The organism is Erwinia sp. MYb416 (genome assembly GCF_037479575.1).
GTDB classification, from domain to species: Bacteria; Pseudomonadota; Gammaproteobacteria; order Enterobacterales; family Enterobacteriaceae; genus Erwinia; species Erwinia rhapontici.
In genome coordinates this window covers 1-1379 of record NZ_JBBGYT010000030.1, presented here as the reverse complement: position 1 = coordinate 1379, position 1379 = coordinate 1, and the positions used below count along the sequence as shown (strand labels likewise).

At 61.2% G+C, this 1379-nt stretch carries 1 protein-coding gene; it reads left to right on the top strand.

From position 1 onward, the window contains the following. Positions 1 to 164 precede the first annotated feature (164 nt). Entirely contained in the window at positions 165 to 1298 is a 1134-nt protein-coding gene (locus WH277_RS00280; protein WP_339454800.1) for an integrase core domain-containing protein, read from the top strand. Positions 1299 to 1379: the final 81 nt, after the last annotated feature.

The window sequence follows — 1379 nt, the reverse complement described above, 5'->3', positions numbered from 1 at the left end:
CCCCGACCCCTACAACGGACAGGTCACCCACCCTCATTTTGCGTAGGGGCGAGGCACGGGTACAGACCGACCACATGGGTAACACTTTAGACTGACCACATGGGTAACAGTTATAAACGGCATAGCGGAAGAGACTCACTATGCCCTGGACTGAGACTGTTACCATGCAACGCCTCGATTTTATCCGTGCCTGCCTCGCAGGCACACACTCTGTCGCTTCACTTTGCCGCCAGTTCGGCATCAGCCGCAAAACCGGCTACAAATGGCTTGAACGCTTTGACCCCGGCGACCTTCGCTCCCTTGAAAACCTCTCCCGCGCGCGCCTCACCTCATCCTGCGTTATCCCTCCCGACCTGGCACAGCACCTGATATCCCTGCGCCGCGCACACCCGGACTGGGGGCCCAAAAAACTGCGACACTGGCTGATTAACACGGGCCATCCCGGCCACGTTCCTGCCGCCAGCACCATCGGCAACCTGCTCGCTCGCGAAGGGCTGGTCACGCCCCGTAAAGTCCGCCGCCGCACGCCCGGTAACGCCGCAGGTCTGACGGATATCTGCCGCGTTAATCAGGTCTGGAGCGCAGACTTCAAGGGCTGGTTCCGCCTGCGTGACCGCAGCCTCTGCCGGCCATTCACCCTGACGGATAACCTCAGCCGCTACCTGCTGGCGTGTGAAGCAGGCACCCGTGAAACCGGGGCGTTCGTCCGCCAGAATCTTGAGCGGGCCTTCCGGGAATACGGGCTGCCGGACGTGATACGCACGGACAACGGGCATCCCTTCGCCGGTACGGGCATCGCCGGCCTGAGCCGGCTCAGCGTCTGGCTGATAAAGCCGGGCATCCTGCCGGAACGGATCAGGAAAGGGCATCCTGAAGAGAACGGGCGGCATGAGCGGATGCACCGTTCACTGAAGAGAGCGCTGGCCTGCGGCAACATCTTCACGACGCAGGCAGAGCAGCAGATGTGGTTCGACGCCTACCGGCGAGAGTTCAACGCAGAGCGGCCGCACGAGGCGCACGGAGGAAAAACGCCGTCGTCGGTATGGACCCCGTCAGCACGGGGGTGGGACGGGGAGGTGCCGGAGGTGAAATACCCGGAGGGCTCAAGGCTGCTGCGGGTTCAGGCAAAGGGAGGAATAAAGCTGGATAAGTGGATGTTCCTGAGCGAAGCGCTGAGGGGAGAATACGTGAGGCTGGTCGAAGTGGATGACGGCGTGGATGTCATCCTCTTCGACCGGCTGATACTGGCTTACTATGAACGGGCAGAAAAGCGTATTATCAGGGTCGACCCGGCATAAAAGTGTTACCTGTGTGCCCGGTCTGATCTGTTACCTATGTACCCGGTCCTACACATGCCCGACCCCTACAACGGACAGGTC

What these genes read in the sequence shown, in the direction of transcription:
- WH277_RS00280 (WP_339454800.1), top strand. Translation starts at nt 165, where the DNA reads ATGCAACGCCTCGATTTTATCCGTGCCTGCCTCGCAGGCACACACTCT.